This is a genomic window from Streptomyces sp. AK010, from assembly GCF_014207295.1.
In the GTDB taxonomy this organism is placed as follows: Bacteria; Actinomycetota; Actinomycetes; order Streptomycetales; family Streptomycetaceae; genus Streptomyces; species Streptomyces massasporeus.
Genome location: NZ_JACHCX010000020.1, coordinates 59,713 through 77,433, shown reverse-complemented (window position 1 = coordinate 77,433; position 17,721 = coordinate 59,713). Strand labels below are relative to the sequence as shown.

Sequence of the window (17,721 nt, the reverse complement as noted above, 5' to 3'; positions counted from 1 at the left end):
CTTGCTCACTCCAGCGGGACGGACTTCCGGGACGGATCCCGGAGGTCCGTCCCCTGGTTCAGCCACCGCTCCTGAAGCGCCTGCGCGCCGTGCACCCGCTTCCAGGCGGCCTCGTTCGGAGTCATCGGCAGCAGCGGCAGGAAGCGCACCGGGTCGAGGGACTCGTCGAGCTCCAGGTCCTCCACCAGGCCGCCCGGCTCGGCGACCAGGACCGAGGTGAACGGGGCGCCGGGCCACAGCGGCTCACTGACGTCGAGGGAGGCGCCGGGAGCCACGACCAGGCCCTCCACCTGCGGAGACGCGGCGAGCACGGCGAGCGGCCGGAGCACCTTGTCGGTGTCGGCGATCCCGGAACGGACCGAGAGGACCAGCTCGGCGCGCGGGCCCCTGACCGGGTCGGCGACCACCGACGTGGGGTCCGTCATGGGGTGCGCGGACATGCCGAGCGAGGCGTAGCGGGCGATGCCGCCCTCCTGGAAGCGCAGCACCTCGATGCGGTCCGTGCCGAGGAAGGTGACCGCCGCGCGCGCGTCCGGTTCGCCCAGTGCGGTGCGCAACCGGGCTTCGACCAGAGGAAGAACATCTGCCATGCGGCGAGCATAGAACTCGCCAGTAGCGGGCAAAGCAGCACCTTGACAGTTGCGTCGGCTGCTACTCTTGCCCGGTGGTTCGGGGCAGCACGCAGAAGCGTCGCGATCAAGCCCCGACGCCGAAGGAACTCCCTTACGAGGGACCGGCCGGAGGAGGTGGGGCTGCAATGGATCGAAGTCGACCGTGCAGTAGCACCACGCTCTTCACGCCGCCGATGTAGCTGCTTCTGTCTCTGGCTGCCACCTCTCGCACTCGCTTCACCGCGGAAGAGCGCTTCGTTTCGCTTTGCCTGATCTGCCTCAGTAGCTGAATCAGTAACGAAACCGGCCACCGCGACGGTGCGGTGCTCCCCGCTTTGTGGACGTGCCAAACATCCGTAGTCACTACGTCCTCATTCCGGGTGGTTCCACCCGTCGCCGGCGCCGTTCGTTGCACGCCCGCGAAGGAGCCCGCCATGTCGATGATCCGCGACCTGCGCGCAGCAGTCGTCCGTCCGTCCCGTGTGTCGCTGCGCAAGGACGGCGGGACGTACGACGCCACCCGCAGCCCCGCGGCCGCCTCGGCCGTCGTCGACTGCGCCGTCTACCGGGACGGCCGCCGCATCGAGACCGAGACCGCTCTGACCCCGCACGAGGCGGTGCGCCTGGTGCGCCGCGACGGGGGGTTCGTGTGGATCGGCCTGCACGAGCCCACGGAGGCCGAATTCTCCGGCATCGCCAGTGAGTTCGGGCTGCACCCGCTGGCCGTGGAGGACGCCGTCCAGGCCCACCAGCGGCCCAAGCTGGAGCGCTACGACGACTCCCTCTTCACGGTCTTCAAGACCATCCACTACGTCGAGCACGACCAGCTCGACGCCAACAGCGAGGTCGTCGAGTCCGGCGAGGTCATGTGCTTCACCGGACGGGACTTCTTCATCACCGTCCGGCACGGCGGGCAGGGCTCCCTGCGCGCCCTCAGGCACCGCCTCCAGGACGACCCCGAGCTGCTCGCCAAGGGCCCCTCGGCCGTGCTGCACGCCATCGCGGACCACGTCGTCGACGGGTACATCGCCGTCGCCGACGCGGTGCAGGACGACATCGACGAGGTGGAGACCGAGGTGTTCTCCCCGGGGCGCAAGGGCTCGCCGCGGGGTTCGGACGCCGGCCGGATCTACCAACTCAAGCGCGAGGTGCTGGAGTTCAAGCGGGCCGTGTCGCCCCTGCTGCGGCCCATGCAGCTCCTGAGCGAGCGGCCGATGCGGCTGATCGACCCCGACATCCAGAAGTACTTCCGGGACGTCGCCGACCACCTGGCCCGCGTCCAGGAGCAGGTCCTCGGCTTCGACGAGCTGCTCAACTCCATCCTCCAGGCCAACCTCGCGCAGGCGTCGGTCGCCCAGAACGAGGACATGCGGAAGATCACCTCCTGGGCCGCGATCATCGCCGTGCCGACGATGGTGTGCGGCGTGTACGGCATGAACTTCGACCACATGCCCGAGCTGCACTGGCGGTACGGCTACCCGGTGATCCTGGGCTTCACGGTCGCCGTCTGTCTCGGCATCCACCGCACCCTGAAGCGGAACGGCTGGCTGTGAGCAGCCTGGTTAGGCTGAGCCCCATGACAAGCGAGCTGCTCGACCAGGCCCTCGTCGAGGAGGCCACGAAGAAGTCCGGCCTCGTCTGGGTCCAGGGCCCCGACGGCCCGGCGCGTGCGCTGTGGCACGTGTGGCACGAGGGTGCCGCGTGCCTGGTCGGCGACGGGCCGGGCGAGCAGCCGCTGCCGGGGCTGGCCGACGGCGCCGAGGCGAAGGTGACGGTCCGCAGCAAGGACAAGGGCGGCCGGCTGGTCACCTGGACGGCGCGGGTCGCCGAGCTCGCGCCGGGTTCCGAGGCGTGGGACGCGGCGGTCGCCGAGCTCAAGGGCAAACGGCTGAACGCGCCCGACGGCGAGGCCATGCCCGGGCGCTGGGCCCGCGAGTGCCGCGTGCTGCGCCTGGAGCCGACCGGGGTGACGACGCCGCTGCCCGACGACTCCCTGTCCGAGCCGCCCCTGCCCTCCCCGGCACTCACCCGCCGACCGGTCCCGGCGGGTCTGCCCCGCCTGCTGCTGAAGAAGCGCAAACGGGGCTGACGGCCTACGACGCCGGGAGCTGCTTGCCGTAGTCCACCGTCTCGTTCCTCTCCGGCTCCCTGAGGGAGAAGTCCTCGCCCCAGCCGGAGAACGTGAGGGTGCCGGCCCCGCCGGCCCGCTCCAGGCGCAGCGGGTACGGCTTGCCCTCCAGGGAGACCTCCAGGGTGCCGCCGGAGCCCTTGTCACCGGTGACGCGGATGGTGCGGACGCCCGCCTCCTCGTCGTGGCCGTCCGTCGCGAGCGTCCCGTGCAGGGTCAGCAGACTGTCGAGGAGGAGTCCCTTGTCCGTGAACCCGCTGAACTTCTTGTACGAGGGGTCGCCCTGCGGCACCTTCACGTACTTGCCGCCGAGCTTGGAGGCCGCCGCCGCGTCCCCCGTGCCGCTTCCGCCCTTGCCGTCGCCGTGAGTCCAGAACTCGGCGTCCGCCTTGACGTAGAGCTGCTCGCCGATGCGCAGCAGCTTGAAGGTCGCGCCCTCGGAGGTGACCGAGCCGTCGCCGCCGTCGTCCTTCAGCCGCACGTCGAGCGCGTAGGTCCGCCCGCCGCTGACGACGTTGCCGTGCATCCGGACCGCCCCGGCGGATTCGGCGGCCGACCGGGTCTTGCCCTGGATCTTGGCGGCGGGGAGTCTGCCGACCCCGTTGGTGCCCTCGTTCGGATCCTCCGCGCAGCCGGTGAGCACCGTTCCCGTCACGAGCAGCGCGCACATCGCGCCGGCGAGTGCGGCGCCGCGGCCACGGTTCTGGCGAATCGGAGTCACAGGTGGGGCTGCCTCTCTGACGGGAGACCTGAACGGCGTACCGCAGGGTACCGGGGTCGTACGGGCAGATCGGAGCCAGTCCGTCCGGACCGCCCGCCGACGCGTCACCGATCGGGACGGGCTAGCCTGAAGCCCACCCGAGCGGGCAATTCGGAAGACACAGACACAGAGAAGGCCACTCACACAGCCACCACGAACCACCCCGCACGAAAAGGAGCCGCGGCCATGGCAGCGGGCGCCCCCCGGATCTTCGTATCGCACCTCCAAGGTGTCGCCGTCTTCGACCCAGCCGGCGACCAGGTGGGGCGGGTGCGCGATCTGGTCGTCATGCTGCGGGTGGGGCAGCGGCCCCCGAGGCTGCTCGGCCTCGTCGTCGAACTCGCCACCCGCCGGCGTATCTTCCTGCCGATGACCCGGGTCACCGCCATCCAGTCCGGCCAGATCATCACCACCGGCGTGCTCAATGTCCGCCGCTTCGAGCAGCGGCCCACCGAGCGGCTGGTCTTCGGGGAGCTGCTGGACCGGCGTGTGACGCTCACCGAGACCGGTGAGGACGTCACCGTGCTCGACCTGTCGGTGCATCAGCTGCCGGCCCGCCGGGAGTGGGAGATCGACCGGGTCTTCGTCCGCAAGGGCAGGAAGGGCGGTGCCTTCCGGCGCGCCAAGGGCGAGGCGCTGACCGTCGAGTGGACCGCCGTCACCGGGTTCTCCCTGGAGGAGCAGGGGCAGGGCGCCGAGAGCCTGCTCGCCACCTTCGAGCAGCTGCGCCCCGCCGACCTGGCCAACGTCCTGCACCACCTCTCCTCCAAGCGCCGGGCCGAGGTCGCCGCCGCCCTCGACGACGACCGGCTCGCCGATGTGCTGGAGGAGCTGCCGGAGGACGACCAGATCGAGATCCTCGGCAAGCTGAAGGAGGAGCGCGCCGCCGACGTCCTGGAGGCCATGGACCCGGACGACGCGGCCGACCTGCTGGGCGAGCTGCCCACGGACGATCAGGAGCGGCTGCTGAGCCTGATGCAGCCCGGCGACGCGGCGGACATGCGCCGCCTGATGTCGTACGAGGACCGCACGGCGGGCGGTCTGATGACCACCGAGCCGATCGTGCTGCGCCCGGACGCCACCGTCGCCGACGCCCTCGCCCGCGTCCGCAACGCCGACCTCTCCCCCGCCCTGGCCGCCCAGGTCTACGTCTGCCGGCCCCCGGACGACACACCGACCGGCAAGTACCTGGGCACGGTCCACTTCCAGCGCCTGCTGCGCGAACCACCGCCGTCCCTGGTCAGCTCCATCCTGGACAGCGATCTGCAGCCGCTCGACCCCGAGGCGGAGCTGCCGGCCATCGCCGGGTTCTTCGCCACGTACGACATGGTCGCGGCGCCCGTCGTCGACGAGGCCGGCGCGCTGCTGGGCGCGGTGACCGTGGACGACGTGCTCGACCACATGCTCCCGGAGGACTGGCGGGAGACGGAGTTCCACCTGGACGAGGAGGTGGCCACCGATGGCTCCTGAGCGCGAGAGCCTGCGCGAGCGCACCCCTACGGGCGCCACGGCCGCCTCCCGGCCCCGCACCACCCGCCTCGACCAGCCGCTGCCGCGCCGGCGCCGGTTCCTGCCCGAGTACGACCCGGAGGCCTTCGGGCGGCTGTCGGAGCGCATCGCGCGCTTCCTGGGCACCGGGCGGTTCATCGTCTGGATGACGGTCGTCATCATCCTGTGGGTGGTGTGGAACATCTTCGCGCCGCCAGGCCTGCGCTTCGACGAGTACCCGTTCATCTTCCTGACCCTGATGCTGTCCCTGCAGGCCTCCTACGCCGCCCCGCTGATCCTGCTCGCGCAGAACCGGCAGGACGACCGCGACCGGGTCAACCTGGAGCAGGACCGCAAGCAGAACGAGCGGTCGATCGCGGACACCGAGTACCTGACCCGCGAGATCGCCGCCCTGCGCATCGGCCTGGGCGAGGTCGCCACCCGCGACTGGATCCGCTCCGAGCTGCAGGACATGGTCAAGGAGATGGACGGCCACCGGCACGACCCCGTCGTATTCCCGGCGGAACGGTCACGGGGACGTGACGCAGACGACCGCTGAGACGCTTTCCTACGCACCGGTACAGCGCCGTACCATCGTCCTATGGCTACGGAAGACGCGGTGCGCGAGGCACTGGCGACGGTGAACGACCCCGAGATCCACAAGCCCATCACCGAGCTCGGGATGGTCAAGTCGGTGGAGATCGGCGCGGACGGGGCGGTCGCGGTCACCGTGTACCTCACGGTCTCGGGCTGCCCGATGCGGGAGACGATCACGCAGCGCGTGACCGACGCGGTCTCCGCGGTCGAGGGCGTCACCGGCGTCGACGTCACGCTCGACGTGATGAGCGACGAGCAGCGCAAGGAGCTGGCGTCCGCCCTGCGCGGCGGCCAGACCGAGCGCGAGGTCCCCTTCGCCAAGCCCGGCAGCCTCACCCGCGTCTACGCGGTCGCCTCCGGCAAGGGCGGCGTCGGCAAGTCCTCGGTGACGGTCAACCTGGCGGCCGCGATGGCGGCCGACGGCCTCAAGGTCGGTGTCGTCGACGCCGACATCTACGGCCATTCCGTGCCGCGCATGCTGGGCGCCGACGGCCGTCCCACCCAGGTCGAGAACATGATCATGCCGCCGTCGGCGAACGGCGTGAAGGTCATCTCGATCGGCATGTTCACCCCGGGCAACGCCCCGGTCGTCTGGCGCGGCCCGATGCTCCACCGCGCCCTGCAGCAGTTCCTCGCGGACGTCTACTGGGGCGACCTGGACGTGCTGCTGCTGGACCTGCCGCCCGGCACCGGCGACATCGCGATCTCCGTGGCCCAGCTGGTTCCGAACGCCGAGATCCTGGTCGTGACGACCCCGCAGCAGGCGGCGGCCGAGGTCGCCGAGCGCGCGGGCTCCATCGCCGTCCAGACCCACCAGAAGATCGTCGGCGTGGTCGAGAACATGTCCGGCCTGCCCTGCCCGCACTGCGACGAGATGGTCGACGTCTTCGGCACGGGCGGCGGTCAGACGGTCGCCGACGGCCTCACCCGCACGACCGGCGCGAACGTCCCGGTCCTCGGCAGCATCCCCATCGACGTCCGCCTGCGCGAGGGCGGCGACGACGGCAAGCCGGTCGTCCTGACCGACCCGGACTCCCCGGCGGGCTCGGCCCTGCGCGCGATCGCGGGCAAGCTCGGAGGACGACAGCGGGGCCTGTCGGGTCTGTCCCTGGGGATCACCCCGAGGAACAAGTTCTAGCCCTGACGTCCCTGAGGGCAGGGTCCCCGAAGGGGCGCGGGGAACCGCGCGAACAACCACAGCGCACCCGCGGTCGCCCGCGAACCCTGCCCCCTACGGCGAAGGGGCGCCGAAACTCACGGCGCCCCGCCATCACGCGTATGAGGCGATGTCCTTCACCACGGCGAAGCCGAGCCCGTACGCGCTCATGCCCCTGCCGTACGCCCCGACGTGGACCCCCGACGAGGTCGACCCGGCCAGCACCCACCCGAACTCGGACTCCCGGTAGTGGAACGCCGTCGGCACCCCGTCCACGGGAAGCGACAGCGTCGACCAGTCGTCCCCTTCCAGGTCGTCCGCCAGCACCCACGCCGTCTCGGTCTGCTGCTCCAGCCAGTCGTCCCGCAGCGTGTGGTCCATCTGCCCGGGCCAGGTGAAGGACAGCAGCCCCACCCCCGCGAGCCACGCCGCCGAGGACACCGACGTGGCCTCCAGCAGCCCCGTTCCGTCCGCCGTGCGCCGTGAGGGGTTCGCCGCCACGGTCACGACGACCGCGAACTTCTCCTTGGAATCCTGATCGCCCCCGGCCGCGTGCTCGTTGCGCACCGTGGGTTCGTCCCCGTGCCCGATCGACCCGTGTTCCACGGCCCCGTCGGCCGTCGTGCCGACCTGCATCAGCCAGCGCGGTCCCGTGAAGGCCTCGTCGAGGCCGTACCACGGGAAGGGCGCACGCAGGTAGCCGTCGACCGTACGCCGGGCGGAGGGGACCTGTCGTCCACCCTCCGCGGCCGGCGTCTGCGCGACTGCCCGACTCGTCGTCTCCATGTGCCCGGACGCCTCCTCGCTCTAGTCGGACCGGAACGGCCCGCCCCCCATCGGGCGTACTCGTCACGGCCCGCACAACAACTCGGCAGCATAGCCACACCGCTGCGAGCAGCAGGGAAACCGCCCGGCGCGTGGGCCGCACGGGCGCCCGGATCAGGCCGTACACAGCCCCGACCGGAGTATGAAACGCGTCACGCGCGCGGGGGCCTACGCCCCTGGGCGTGTCGCTCAGGTGGCGTCCGCGTCGAAGGGCGGCCGGTCGTCCGGGCCGGGCGTCTCCGGCTTCTTCGTCATGTCGATGCGGCCACCGGACGAACCGGCGGACGTGTCGGAGTCACGGCTGTGGACGGCGTCGGTGACCTCGGCCATCTCCTTCTTCAGGTCGAAGCCGTTGCGGATCTCCTTGAGCCCCAGGTCCTCGTTGTCCAGCTGCTTGCGGATGAACGTCTTGGGATTGAGGTCCTCGAACTCGAAGTCCTTGAACTCCGGGCCGAGTTCCTCCCGGATGTCGTTCTTGGCGCTCTCCGAGAACTCACGGATCTTCCGGATCGTGCGGGTCACGTCCTGGATGACCTTGGGGAGCTTGTCCGGACCGAAGACGAGCACGGCGAGGACGATGAGCGTCACCAGCTCGAGTGGTCCTATGTCATTGAACACCTGAAGCTCCTAGCGATGTCCTCGGTCCTCGGCCCTCGTGGTCGGTGCGGGTCTCGCCGTGGTCCGGGCCGGATCCACGGTACCCGGCGATCCCGTCCGACCGGTACTGTCCCGGGACCTCCGAGTGCGGGAGGTGGGAGCGCTTTCCCGATTGTTTGCCTTGTTGGCCCCTTGTGGGGCCTGTTGAGGCGTGTTGGCGAGTCCCGGGCGTCATGTGTCAGCCACCGGACGATCCGAGGACGAGCGAGACCTTCCGCTCCTTGCCGCCGCGCTCGACGGTCAGCTCCAGCCGGTCGCCGGGGCGGTGCGCCCGGGTCTTGACGATCAGTTCCTCGCCGGAGTGGACCCGTTGGCCGTCGACCTCCGTGATGACGTCACCCGACTTGATCCCGGCCTCGGCGCCCGGGCCGCCCGGGGCGACCGGAGCTCCGCCCCCGTCGCCGCCCTCGGTCGCGACGCGCGCGCCGTCGCCCGAGTAGTCCATGTCCAGGGTGATGCCGATGACCGGGTGGGTCGCCTTCCCCGTGTTGATCAGCTCTTCCGCGACGCGTTTGCCCTGGTTGATGGGTATGGCGAAGCCGAGGCCTATCGAACCGGACCGGCTGCCGTCCTGCGTGGAGCCGCTGTCCGCCGAGCGGATGGCCGAGTTGATGCCGATGACCCGGGCCCGGGCGTCGAGCAGCGGCCCGCCGGAGTTGCCGGGGTTGATGGGCGCGTCGGTCTGCAGCGCGTCGACGTACGACACGTCGCTGCCGTCGCCCTTCTCGCCGCCGGCGGTGATGGGCCGCTGCTTGGCGCTGATGATGCCGGAGGTGACCGTACCGGCCAGGTCGAAGGGGGCGCCGATGGCCACGACCGGGTCGCCGACCTGCACGTTGTCCGAGTTGCCGAGGGGCAGCGGGGTGAGTCCGCCGACACCCTTCACCTTCACGACGGCGAGGTCGTAGCCGCTGTCCCTGCCGACGACCTCGGCCTGGGCGGTCTGCCCGCCGTTGAAGGTCACGGTGATCTCGCCGCCCGAGCCGCCGGGCTGCACCACGTGGTTGTTGGTGAGGATGTGCCCGCGGGTGTCGAGCACGAAGCCGGTGCCCGTGCCCTGCTCGCCGGAGCCGCTGACATGCAGGGTGACCACGCTGGGCAGGGCCCGCCCGGCGATCCCGGCCACACTGTCCGCGTCCCGCGCGGCGGCCTCCTTCCCGGCCTGCGGCAGCTCGACCGTCCCCACACCCCCGTTCCGCTCCAGATACGTCCCCACGACGCCGCCGAAGCCCCCGGACACGAGCGCGAGCAGCACGGCTCCGAGCACCAGGGACTTCTTGCCGCGCTTGCGCCGCTGCTCCGCGCTGAGCACGGCGGCGCCGTTCTGCTGGAGAGGGCCGTGTCCCCCTGCGGCGGCGGGAGCCGCCCAGGGGTCGTAGCGCTGCCAGGGGTCGGGGGCAGGGGCGGGTGCCGGAGGTTCGGCGTAGACCGGAGCGGCCGGCAGGGGCGCGGGGGCGCCTGATGCGCCCGGGGCGCCGGCCGTACCGGCCAACCCGGCCGGTACGGCCGGGGTGCCCGGCACGGCCGGGGTGCCCGGCACGGCCGGGGTGCCCGGCACGGCCGGGGTGCCCGGCACGGCCGGGGTGCCCGGCACAGCCGGGGTGCCCGACACAGCCGAAGTGCCCGACACAGCCGAAGTGCCCGACACAGCCGGGGTACCCGGCACGGCCGGAGTGCCCGGCACGGCCGGGGTACCCGACAGGGCCGGGGTGCCCGGCACGGCCGGAGTGCCCGGCACAGCCGGGGTACCCGACAGGGCCGGGGTGCCCGGCATGGTCGGTTGCCCCGGTATCCCCCCGCCCTGCACCGGAGTCGTCGGAGTCGCCGCGGTCGCCGGGTGCTGGACGGGCGGGGCCGGTGCCCAGGGGCCGGGTTCGCCGTAGGGCGGGGTGCTGTACGGGTCGGGGTCGTGCAGCGGCTTCGGAGCTCCCTCGGCCGGCGCGGCGGGTGAGGCGGAAGGCGCGGCGGAGGCGACGTCCTGTTCGGCCTCCCGGGCGGCGGGGACCGAGGCGGCGGCCTCCGCAGGTGCCTCGCCGGAGGCGCTCGAGGCGGCGGCAGGCACCGCCTCGGGACGCCTCAGCTCGTAGTCGCCGTCCTCGTCGGTCCGAGCCGTAGGACGGGCCAGCTCGAAGTCACCGTCACCGTCGGTCGGGTCCGCCGGGGCCGTCACCGGCTCCTGCTCCCCGCCCCTACCGTCCGGGTCCCCCGAGGGGTCCTGCGGCCGTGGACGGCTCCACCACTTCGCCTTCGTGGGCTTCCCCTCGTTCATGCTCTCCCCACAGCCGCGGCACGGCTCGTCGCGGTGGCCGCAGTTCGTCGAATCGGCGCCCGGCCACGCACCTCGGCGGCGGGCGACAACCCCCGGATTCAATCAGGTTCGCGGGCCGCCGCGCAGAGGCCGGTCAGTGAGCCGTGCGCGAGGAGGCGGAGGAAGAGGGGGACGAGGTCGGGTCGGGCGGGGGCACGGCGAACAGGGGGGCCGCCATCTCGGGGACCGACGACCACGAGGTCAGGGCGGCCGGTGTCGCCGCTTCGAGCGGTCGTATCAGCGGGGACATGACCGCGGCACCGGCCATCACCGGGGCGGTCAGCGCGTGCAGCGCCTGGTGCCGGGTGGCGGACGGCACCCCGGGCAGCAGCGGGGCGGACACCTCGGTCGGGGCGACCGGGGCGTGGCCGAGCATGCTCTGGCCGTGCACCTGCCCGAGCAGCGGGGCCGTGCGGCGGCGCTGGGATTCGGGCGCGGTCGCGGCGCCGCTGCCCTGGGTGCGCATCGGTGTCACGTTGCTCCCCGTGCCCTGGCCGCCTCGGGCTTCCGTGTCGGTCGGGGTGACCGTGGTGACGCCGCCCAGCGCGATCGCCGCCAGGGAGACGGCACCGGCGGCCGCGAACGCGAACCGGAGCCGCGAGGAGGACCGGTCGCCGTCGGGCCGGCCGACGTCGTGGATGCGGAAACCCCTGCCCGAGGGGAGGCCGCGGTGGCCGGAGGGCAGACCGCCGGAGTCGGAGGGGAGGCTCCGGTCTCCCGGGGAGGCGGGCAGCACGGGCAGGTGCGGCCGGGACGGGGCGTATCCGAAGTCGAACCGCTCACCGCGCTTCACGCCGAAGGCGCCGGACGATCCGAACCGTCCGGACAGGCCTCCGGGCAGCCCTCCTCCGCCCGGCGGTGTGGCATCACCGTCCAGGCCGCCGCCCGCGGGTAGTCCCTGCAGGCGGGCCAGGAAACTCTCGGACGGGGGCGGCGGGGCCGCCTCCGCGAAGACGTTCTTCAGCCGGCGCTGTGCGTCCACTTCCGCCTTGCACTTCGGGCAGGTGGCCACGTGCGCCAGTACGCGCTCACGCGCGTCATGACCGAGCTCTCCGTCCACCAGGGCGGAGAGTCGGTCTCCCAGATGCTGCTCTGCGAGGTGCCCCTCGGAGGCTTTCGGCCGAGATCCGCTCACGCGCTCGCGCCCCCTCCTCCCAGGGCGGGAACACGGGGCACGAACGAGCGCCGCTCGGCACGCGCCTCCGGGGAGCGGTGCGCGAGGGCCTTGCGCAGCTGCGAGCGCCCACGGTGGATCCGCGAGCGGACCGTGCCGAGCTTGACGCCGAGCGTCGCGGCGATCTCCTCGTACGACAGCCCTTCGATGTCGCACAGGACGACCGCGGCGCGGAACTCGGGGGCGAGGGTGTCGAGGGCCTGCTGGACGTCCGCGTCGAAGTGAGCGTCGTTGAAGACCTGCTGCGGCGTGGGCTCCTTGCTGGGCAGGCGCTCGGCCGCGTCCTCGCCGAGCGCGTCGAAGCGGATGCGCTGCTTGCGGCGGACCATGTCCAGGAACAGGTTCGTGGTGATGCGGTGCAGCCAGCCCTCGAAGGTGCCCGGTGTGTAGGTCGACAGGGAGCGGAAGACGCGGACGAAGACCTCCTGCGTGAGGTCCTCCGCGTCGTGCTGGTTGCCGGTCAGGCGGTAGGCGAGCCGGTAGACCCGGCCGCTGTGCGTGCTGACGATCTCCTCCCACGTGGGCGGAGTCCACGCCTGCCCGTCCGCGTCGGTGGTGAAGGTCGCGGTCTGGGCGAAGTCAGCGGCGTGACTGTGGTCAGCAGCGGTGTCGTTCACGGATGTCGGCCTGCCCGCCGATCCGAGGAAGCGCCGGAGCACTCCTCCGCGATCCACAGGCGCAGCCGCACCTCCCCTGTCAGCTCTGGTGGTGTCCAGTGGAGCCCCTACCATAGCCACCTCGCCCGTTAGGACCGGATAAGCGGTTTTACGAGAATTTGATGTGGGTGGATACCCCTCGTACTGCTGCGTCGGCACTTGCTCGCCGATCTGATCCACCGCCCGCCCCCCGTCCCGACCCGCGCCACTTGCTCATCCCTTCAAACGACCGGTCCCATCTGCGGGTTCCCGTGCCCAACGGATACAGTCACGCCCAGGCATTCACGGGGACAGGAGAGGGTCATTACCGGCAACCGGCAGACGAGCTGGGCGTTCGCCGACGCCTATGTCGCCGAGGACGAAGCGCTGCACTGGGCCCGGGACCGCGCCCGTGAGGCAGGGCTGCGCTCGGTGACGCCCGGCACGGGCGCCGCGCTGCGGTTGCTGGCCGCGTCGGTCGACGCGAAGGCCGTCGCGGAGATCGGCACCGGCTGCGGCGTCTCCGGGATCCACCTCCTGCACGGTATGCGGCCCGACGGCGTCCTGACGACCGTGGACCCCGAGCCCGAGCACCAGCAGTTCGCCCGGCAGGCCTTCCGCGCCTCCGGCTTCGCCAGCAACCGGGCCCGCTTCATCCCGGGCCGCGCCCTGGACGTGCTGCCGCGCCTCGCGGACGCCGGTTACGACCTGGTCTTCTGCGACGGTGACCGCCTGGAGGTCATGGACTACCTCGCCGAATCGTTGCGGCTGCTGCGCACCGGCGGGCTGGTCGTCTTCGAGGGCGCCTTCGCCAACGGCCGGACGGTCGACTCCGGACCACAGCCCACCGAGGTGCTGCGGCTGCGGGAGCTGCTGCGCGCGGTGCGCGAGAGCCAGGAGCTGCTGCCGTCCCTGCTGCCGGTGGGCGACGGGCTGCTGTGCGCGGTCAAACGCTAGCCGGATCGCTCGTGAGCCAGATCGTGCGTCAGCCGGATCGCTCGTCAGCCGGGCGGGAGCCGGGGCAGGCAAGTGCCGTCAGGGAGAAAACAGCCGCCCCGGCACCACATGTGATGCCGGGGCAACTGAAAGGGTATGGTCGCTTGCGCGTCAGCCGACGACCTTCTTGAGGGCGTCGCCGAGCGCGTCGGCCTCGTCCGGGGTCAGCTCGACGACGAGCCGACCGCCGCCTTCGAGCGGAACGCGCATGACGATGCCCCGCCCCTCCTTGGTCACCTCGAGCGGGCCATCACCCGTTCGCGGCTTCATGGCCGCCATGCTCGTTCCCCTTCCTGAAACCCAGCTCATCGTCAAAGCCGACGGCCCCTGAGAAGGGCACACGTGCGGCCCTTGTGGCAGGACACGCGACACCGGCATCGAACACATTGCTTCCAAGCCATTATCCCGCATCCCAGGACCCGATGACCAACATCAGTAGGCATCGCTTGGGCAACGCACGCGAGCAAAACCACTCAATTCGGCGATGAGACTGCGATACTCCGCCCCCGCACACACGTCCGCCGAACGAATCCGGGCGAGAATTCTTTGACGCAGGTCACACGTCCGGTCCGGTTCCCCGTCGGTGATCTCCGTCATGCTGTCCTGCAGACCCGGGGGCGTACCGGCCGGTACGCCCCCGATCCGCGACTCGGAGGGGATACGCCATGACCGACACCGTGCTCTACGAGGTGAGCGACGGACTCGCGACGATCACGCTGAACCGCCCGGAGGCGATGAACGCGCTGAACGTGGCGGCCAAGGTCGCCCTGCGGGAGGCGGTACGGTCCGCGGCAAAGGACCCGGCCGTACGGGCGGTGCTGCTGACCGCCGCCGGTGACCGGGCGTTCTGCGTCGGGCAGGACCTCAAGGAGCACATCGGCCTGCTGGCGGCGGACCGGGAGACCGGGTCGGGGCAGACCATGAGCACGGTGCGGGAGCACTACAACCCGATCGTGCGGGCGCTGGCCGGGGCGGCGAAGCCGGTCGTCGCGGCGGTGAACGGCGTGGCGGCCGGGGCGGGCTTCGGTTTCGCGCTCGCCGCGGACTACCGGATCGTGGCGGACACGGCGTCGTTCAACACCTCGTTCGCCGGCGTGGCCCTGACCGCGGACTCGGGGGTCTCCTGGACCCTGCCGCGGGTCGTCGGACCGGGGCGCGCCACCGACCTGCTGCTCTTCCCGCGGAGCATCAGCGCGCGGGAGGCGTACGAGCTGGGCGTCGCGAACCGGCTGGTGCCCGCCGGTGAGCTGCGCGCGGAGGCCGAGAAGGTGGCGCGGGCGCTGGCCGAGGGGCCGACGGTGGCGCTGGCCGCGCTGAAGGAGTCGGTGGCGTACGGGCTGACGCACTCCTTGGAGGAGACCCTGGAGAAGGAGGACGAGCTCCAGACCCGGGCGGGCTCCTCCGAGGACCACGCGATCGCGGTCCAGGCCTTCGTCAACAAGGAGAAGCCGAAGTATCTGGGCCGGTGAACTCGGCGTTCCAGCGCCGTCGGGGAGCCGCGGGACCTATGCCGCCGGTCGCGCCCCCGCGGCGCAGCCGCTAATCGACACGGGCCCGCGCCCCTGAGGGGGCGCGCCTGGCCACGCAGGTCTCGAGGTGGTCGTCGACCAGGCCGCACGCCTGCATCAGCGCGTACGCCGTCGTCGGCCCGACGAACCGCAGGCCCCGCTTCTTCAGCGCCTTGGACAGCGCTGTCGACTCGGGGGTGACCGGCGGGACGTCGGCGAGGGTCTTCGGGACCGGGCGGCCGGCCGGGTCCGGGGCGTGGGACCAGATCAGCTCGTCCAGTTCGCCCGGGGCCCACGCGGTCAGCGCACGCGCGTTGGCGAGGGTCGCGTCGATCTTGGCGCGGTTGCGGATGATGCCGGCGTCGGCCAGCAGGCGCTCGCGGTCCTCGTCGGTGAAGGCGGCCACCGAGGCGATCTTGAAGTCGGCGAAGGCGGCACGGAAGCCGGGGCGGCGGCGCAGGATCGTGATCCAGGACAGGCCGGACTGGAAGGCCTCCAGGCTGAGCCGTTCGAACAGCGCGTCGTCGCCGTGGACCGGGCGGCCCCACTCCTCGTCGTGGTACGCCACGTACTCCGGGGCGGACAGGGCCCAGGGGCAGCGCAGCGCGCCGTCCGGGCCGGCCAGGGCGGTGCCGTCGCTCACGGCCGGTCCTCCGGCCGCTTGTCCATGGACACGTGGTTCTCCCCGGGGGCGTGCACCGGCCCGTGGGCGGCGGCCGACCGGGCACCGGCCAGGGCCGACTCCAGGTCGGCGATGCGGGCGTCGCGCTCGGCGAGCTCGGCGCCCAGGCGGCCGAGGGCGTCGTCCACATCGGCCATGCGGTAGCCACGGGCGGCGAGCGGGAAGCGCAGGGCCTCCACGTCCGCGCGGTCGACCGGGCGGTCCGGGGGCAGCGGATCCCGCAGCCGCTCGGGGGCGGCCTCGGGCAGCGGGCCGTTGTCGCCGCCGCCCACGACGGCGAGGGTCACCGCGCCGACCACGACGGCGAGCGCGACGACCAGGAACAGGAACATAACCATCGCGGGGCCCCCACGGTCGGATGGATCGGACTCCCCGGGAGTCCACCGAGTCGGATGTTGTCAGGCTCCGATCGTGCCATGCGAGTCCGACCGTTAGGGTCACAGGCGGCGGAAGACGGGACGTACCAGGAAGGGTCACAGGGGATGCTCAGGCTGGGCAGGCGGGAATTCGGGACGCACGAGCCGGTGATCATGGCGATCGTGAACCGCACCCCGGACTCCTTCTACGACCAGGGCGCCACCTTCCGCGACGAGCCGGCCCTCGCGCGCGTGGAGCAGGCCGTGGCCGAGGGCGCCGCGATCATCGACATCGGCGGGGTCAAGGCGGGGCCGGGCGAGGAGGTCACGGCCGAGGAGGAGGCCCGGCGGACGGTCGGGTTCGTCGCGGAGGTACGGCGGCGGTTCCCGGACGTGATCATCAGCGTGGACACCTGGCGGGCCGAGGTCGGCGAGGCCGTGTGCGAGGCCGGGGCCGATCTGCTGAACGACGCGTGGGGCGGTGTCGATCCCGGGCTGGCCGAGGTTGCCGCACGCCACGGGGTGGGGCTGGTGTGCACCCACGCCGGCGGGGCGCAGCCACGGACGCGGCCGCACCGCATCGAGTACGACGACGTCATGGCGGACATCCTGGACGTGACGGTCGGGCTGGCCGAGCGGGCGCTCGCACTGGGCGTGCCGCGGGAGTCGATCATGATCGACCCGGGCCATGACTTCGGGAAGAACACGCGGCACAGTCTGGAGGCGACGCGGCGGCTGGACGAGATGGTCGCCACGGGGTGGCCGGTGCTGGTGTCGCTGTCCAACAAGGACTTCGTCGGGGAGACGCTGGACCGGCCCGTGAAGGAACGGGTCGTGGGGACGCTGGCGACGACGGCGGTGTCCGCGTGGCTGGGGGCGCAGGTGTACCGGGTGCACGAGGTCGCCGAGACGCGGCAGGTGCTTGAGATGGTGGCGACGATCGCGGGGCACCGGGGTCCTGCCGTTGCCCGGCGGGGGCTGGCCTGACCGAGGTACCAGGGGGCTCCGCCCCCTGGACCCCACGGCCTACGCCTCTCCACGGGCCCTAGCGGCCCGCCTCCTTCGACACCAGCGCCACCGCCTCGTCCACGTCGTCCGTCACGTGGAACAGCAGCAGGTCCCTCTCCGACGCCTTGCCCTGGGCGATCACCGTGTCGCGGAGCCAGTCGACCAGGCCGCCCCAGTAGTCGCTGCCGAAGAGGACGATCGGGAAGCGCGTCACCTTCTGGGTCTGGACCAGCGTGAGGGCCTCGAAGAGCTCGTCGAGGGTGCCGAGGCCGCCGGGCAGGACGACGAAGCCCTGCGCGTACTTCACGAACATCATCTTCCGCACGAAGAAGTAGCGGAAGTTCAGGCCGATGTCGACGTACGGGTTCAGGCCCTGCTCGAACGGCAGCTCGATACCGAGGCCGACCGACATGCCCTTCGCCTCCAGGGCACCCTTGTTGGCCGCCTCCATCGCGCCCGGCCCGCCGCCGGTGATGACGGCGAAGCCCGCGTCGACCAGGCCCTGGCCCAGCCGGACGCCCGCCTCGTACTCGGGCGAGTCCGCCGGCGTCCGGGCCGAGCCGAACACGCTGATCGCGGGCGGGAGTTCGGCGAGCGTGCCGAAGCCCTCGATGAACTCCGACTGGATGCGCAGCACGCGCCAGGGGTCGGTGTGGACCCAGTCGGAAGGGGCCCGCTCGTCCAGCAGCCGCTGGTCGGTGGTGCCGGCCTGCACCTGGTCCCGCCTCTGGAGGACCGGGCCCAGGCGCTTTTCCTCCGGCGGCTGCTTCTTCCCCTCGGGGTTGCCGGTCGCCATGTGCGCTCCCTCCGTCGTGCCTGTCTTTCCACCTCA

19 protein-coding genes are annotated in these 17,721 nt (G+C 71.9%); 8 read left to right on the top strand and 11 right to left on the bottom strand.

The annotated features are described in order from the left end of the window. Positions 1 to 5: 5 nt before the first annotated feature. Complete coding sequence (locus tag HDC93_RS30675) at positions 6 to 590, bottom strand: suppressor of fused domain protein (RefSeq protein WP_185014098.1); 585 nt, start codon at positions 588 to 590, stop codon at positions 6 to 8. A gap of 455 nt (positions 591 to 1,045) precedes the next feature. Here HDC93_RS30675 and HDC93_RS30670 point away from each other — a divergent pair, with 455 nt between their 5' ends. Both HDC93_RS30670 and HDC93_RS30665 read left to right on the top strand, forming a co-directional pair. Continuing rightward, entirely contained in the window at positions 1,046 to 2,164 is a 1,119-nt protein-coding gene (locus HDC93_RS30670) for a magnesium and cobalt transport protein CorA (protein WP_185014097.1), read from the top strand. Positions 2,165 to 2,187: 23 nt separating this feature from the next. Then, entirely contained in the window at positions 2,188 to 2,700 is a 513-nt protein-coding gene (locus HDC93_RS30665) for a hypothetical protein (protein ID WP_185014096.1), read from the top strand. A gap of 4 nt (positions 2,701 to 2,704) precedes the next feature. On the opposite strand, the gene HDC93_RS30660 is transcribed toward HDC93_RS30665, so the two are convergent. After that, complete coding sequence (locus tag HDC93_RS30660) at positions 2,705 to 3,460, bottom strand: hypothetical protein (RefSeq protein WP_185014095.1); 756 nt, start codon at positions 3,458 to 3,460, stop codon at positions 2,705 to 2,707. 225 nt (positions 3,461 to 3,685) lie between these two features. On the opposite strand from HDC93_RS30660, the gene HDC93_RS30655 reads away from it, so the two are divergent. Genes HDC93_RS30655 through HDC93_RS30645 form a run of 3 tightly spaced genes read left to right on the top strand, consistent with a single transcriptional unit; the run spans position 3,686 to position 6,722 of the window. After that, the gene (locus tag HDC93_RS30655) at positions 3,686 to 4,969 is read left to right on the top strand and encodes a magnesium transporter MgtE N-terminal domain-containing protein (RefSeq protein WP_185014094.1); all 1,284 of its coding nucleotides are present in this window, start codon (positions 3,686 to 3,688) and stop codon (positions 4,967 to 4,969) included. After that, positions 4,959 to 5,546 carry a DUF1003 domain-containing protein gene (locus HDC93_RS30650; protein ID WP_185014093.1) on the top strand — a complete coding sequence of 196 codons (588 nt, stop codon included), beginning with the start codon at positions 4,959 to 4,961 and terminating at the stop codon, positions 5,544 to 5,546. The genes HDC93_RS30655 and HDC93_RS30650 overlap by 11 nt, the downstream gene beginning before the upstream one ends. Before the next feature lie 42 nt (positions 5,547 to 5,588). Next, positions 5,589 to 6,722: an Mrp/NBP35 family ATP-binding protein gene (locus tag HDC93_RS30645; protein WP_185014092.1), complete on the top strand. Its 1,134-nt coding sequence runs from the start codon at positions 5,589 to 5,591 to the stop codon at positions 6,720 to 6,722. A 132-nt stretch (positions 6,723 to 6,854) separates the two neighbouring features. Here the strand turns inward: HDC93_RS30645 and HDC93_RS30640 are convergent, their stop codons facing one another. The 5 genes from HDC93_RS30640 to sigE form a co-directional block, all read right to left on the bottom strand. Then, positions 6,855 to 7,526, bottom strand: coding sequence for a hypothetical protein (locus HDC93_RS30640; RefSeq protein WP_185014091.1), 672 nt, complete (start codon positions 7,524 to 7,526; stop codon positions 6,855 to 6,857). Positions 7,527 to 7,754: 228 nt separating this feature from the next. Then, the gene (locus tag HDC93_RS30635; protein WP_185014090.1) at positions 7,755 to 8,183 is read right to left on the bottom strand and encodes a sec-independent translocase; all 429 of its coding nucleotides are present in this window, start codon (positions 8,181 to 8,183) and stop codon (positions 7,755 to 7,757) included. Between the two features lie 217 nt (positions 8,184 to 8,400). Then, entirely contained in the window at positions 8,401 to 10,491 is a 2,091-nt protein-coding gene (locus HDC93_RS30630) for a S1C family serine protease (protein WP_185014089.1), read from the bottom strand. A 133-nt stretch (positions 10,492 to 10,624) separates the two neighbouring features. Further along, the gene (locus HDC93_RS30625; RefSeq protein ID WP_185014088.1) at positions 10,625 to 11,665 is read right to left on the bottom strand and encodes a zf-HC2 domain-containing protein; all 1,041 of its coding nucleotides are present in this window, start codon (positions 11,663 to 11,665) and stop codon (positions 10,625 to 10,627) included. Continuing rightward, positions 11,662 to 12,363: an RNA polymerase sigma factor SigE gene (sigE, locus tag HDC93_RS30620; protein WP_033311073.1), complete on the bottom strand. Its 702-nt coding sequence runs from the start codon at positions 12,361 to 12,363 to the stop codon at positions 11,662 to 11,664. Before sigE ends, HDC93_RS30625 begins: the two co-directional genes overlap by 4 nt. Positions 12,364 to 12,597: 234 nt before the next feature. On the opposite strand from sigE, the gene HDC93_RS30615 reads away from it, so the two are divergent. Further along, complete coding sequence (locus HDC93_RS30615) at positions 12,598 to 13,296, top strand: O-methyltransferase (protein ID WP_311774664.1); 699 nt, start codon at positions 12,598 to 12,600, stop codon at positions 13,294 to 13,296. 150 nt (positions 13,297 to 13,446) lie between these two features. Here the strand turns inward: HDC93_RS30615 and HDC93_RS30610 are convergent, their stop codons facing one another. Continuing rightward, on the bottom strand, positions 13,447 to 13,614 hold the full coding sequence (locus tag HDC93_RS30610; RefSeq protein WP_003966491.1) for a DUF3117 domain-containing protein: 168 nt from the start codon (positions 13,612 to 13,614) through the stop codon (positions 13,447 to 13,449). 386 nt (positions 13,615 to 14,000) lie between these two features. Here HDC93_RS30610 and HDC93_RS30605 point away from each other — a divergent pair, with 386 nt between their 5' ends. Further along, entirely contained in the window at positions 14,001 to 14,804 is an 804-nt protein-coding gene (locus tag HDC93_RS30605; RefSeq protein ID WP_185014087.1) for an enoyl-CoA hydratase/isomerase family protein, read from the top strand. A 70-nt stretch (positions 14,805 to 14,874) separates the two neighbouring features. Here the strand turns inward: HDC93_RS30605 and HDC93_RS30600 are convergent, their stop codons facing one another. Then, positions 14,875 to 15,486: a DNA-3-methyladenine glycosylase I gene (locus HDC93_RS30600; RefSeq protein WP_185014086.1), complete on the bottom strand. Its 612-nt coding sequence runs from the start codon at positions 15,484 to 15,486 to the stop codon at positions 14,875 to 14,877. Further along, positions 15,483 to 15,863, bottom strand: a complete 381-nt coding sequence (locus HDC93_RS30595) for a DivIVA domain-containing protein (protein WP_185014085.1) — start codon at positions 15,861 to 15,863, stop codon at positions 15,483 to 15,485. Before HDC93_RS30595 ends, HDC93_RS30600 begins: the two co-directional genes overlap by 4 nt. A 144-nt stretch (positions 15,864 to 16,007) precedes the next feature. Between HDC93_RS30595 and folP the strand changes: the two genes are divergently transcribed. Continuing rightward, complete coding sequence (gene folP, locus HDC93_RS30590; RefSeq protein ID WP_185014084.1) at positions 16,008 to 16,868, top strand: dihydropteroate synthase; 861 nt, start codon at positions 16,008 to 16,010, stop codon at positions 16,866 to 16,868. 58 nt (positions 16,869 to 16,926) lie between these two features. Here the strand turns inward: folP and HDC93_RS30585 are convergent, their stop codons facing one another. Beyond that, positions 16,927 to 17,685, bottom strand: coding sequence for a TIGR00730 family Rossman fold protein (locus HDC93_RS30585; protein WP_185014083.1), 759 nt, complete (start codon positions 17,683 to 17,685; stop codon positions 16,927 to 16,929). Positions 17,686 to 17,721 lie beyond the last annotated feature (36 nt).

Coding starts and splice junctions, on each gene's coding strand:
- HDC93_RS30675 (WP_185014098.1), bottom strand. CDS start 590: ATGGCAGATGTTCTTCCTCTGGTCGAAGCCCGGTTGCGCACCGCACTG.
- HDC93_RS30670 (WP_185014097.1), top strand. CDS start 1,046: ATGTCGATGATCCGCGACCTGCGCGCAGCAGTCGTCCGTCCGTCCCGT.
- HDC93_RS30665 (WP_185014096.1), top strand. CDS start 2,188: ATGACAAGCGAGCTGCTCGACCAGGCCCTCGTCGAGGAGGCCACGAAG.
- HDC93_RS30655 (WP_185014094.1), top strand. CDS start 3,686: ATGGCAGCGGGCGCCCCCCGGATCTTCGTATCGCACCTCCAAGGTGTC.
- HDC93_RS30650 (WP_185014093.1), top strand. CDS start 4,959: ATGGCTCCTGAGCGCGAGAGCCTGCGCGAGCGCACCCCTACGGGCGCC.
- HDC93_RS30645 (WP_185014092.1), top strand. CDS start 5,589: ATGGCTACGGAAGACGCGGTGCGCGAGGCACTGGCGACGGTGAACGAC.
- HDC93_RS30640 (WP_185014091.1), bottom strand. CDS start 7,526: ATGGAGACGACGAGTCGGGCAGTCGCGCAGACGCCGGCCGCGGAGGGT.
- HDC93_RS30630 (WP_185014089.1), bottom strand. CDS start 10,491: ATGAACGAGGGGAAGCCCACGAAGGCGAAGTGGTGGAGCCGTCCACGG.
- HDC93_RS30610 (WP_003966491.1), bottom strand. CDS start 13,614: ATGGCGGCCATGAAGCCGCGAACGGGTGATGGCCCGCTCGAGGTGACC.
- HDC93_RS30605 (WP_185014087.1), top strand. CDS start 14,001: ATGACCGACACCGTGCTCTACGAGGTGAGCGACGGACTCGCGACGATC.
- HDC93_RS30595 (WP_185014085.1), bottom strand. CDS start 15,863: ATGGTTATGTTCCTGTTCCTGGTCGTCGCGCTCGCCGTCGTGGTCGGC.
- folP (WP_185014084.1), top strand. CDS start 16,008: ATGCTCAGGCTGGGCAGGCGGGAATTCGGGACGCACGAGCCGGTGATC.
- HDC93_RS30585 (WP_185014083.1), bottom strand. CDS start 17,685: ATGGCGACCGGCAACCCCGAGGGGAAGAAGCAGCCGCCGGAGGAAAAG.